At 73.2% G+C, this 514-nt stretch carries 1 pseudogene; it reads left to right on the top strand.

Annotated elements, in window-relative coordinates:
* Positions 1–502, top strand: a pseudogene (locus tag ABD323_RS45515) (hypothetical protein); the annotation flags it as partial.
* Positions 503–514: the final 12 nt, after the last annotated feature.

Below are 514 nucleotides of genomic sequence, written 5' to 3'. Positions count from 1 at the left end.
CTCCCCCATGGCCGGGCCGTCACTCGGACCGGACCACCCGCTACTCGATCACCGGCGGGTTGGCCCGGCCGCCGGAACGCCAGGTGTCCTCGTCCTCGACCAGGTAGTCGGGACGGTTGCCCTTGTCCTTCTTCTTCCCGCCGCTGCCGCCGGCCCCGGGCATACCGCCCGCACCGGCCGCACCGCCACGGCCCTGGCCACCCTGGCCGAGACCGGAACCGCCCTGGGTGAAGGCCCGGCCGCTCGCGCCGACCGCCTCCGGCACGCCCTGGGCTTCCAGTCCAAGTACCAACTCGGCACCGCCGTCCCGTCCTGGCTCTGCGGCGGCACCCTGAACCAGTCCCTCGGCCCGGTCACCGAGGTCGGCTACAACGCCCTGGCCACCCGCCTCGGCTACGGCATGACCAACACCCGGCTGCTCACCGAGCAGCCACGCCCGGCCGGCACCAACAATCTCTTCACCGCCTGGGAGACCCTGACCCACGCCGACAACCCGGCCTGAGCCAACGCCGAG

The sequence above is a fragment of the Kitasatospora nipponensis genome, from assembly GCF_039528135.1.
Taxonomy (GTDB): Bacteria; Actinomycetota; Actinomycetes; order Streptomycetales; family Streptomycetaceae; genus Kitasatospora; species Kitasatospora nipponensis.
This window is presented reverse-complemented; position numbering and strand designations above follow the sequence as displayed.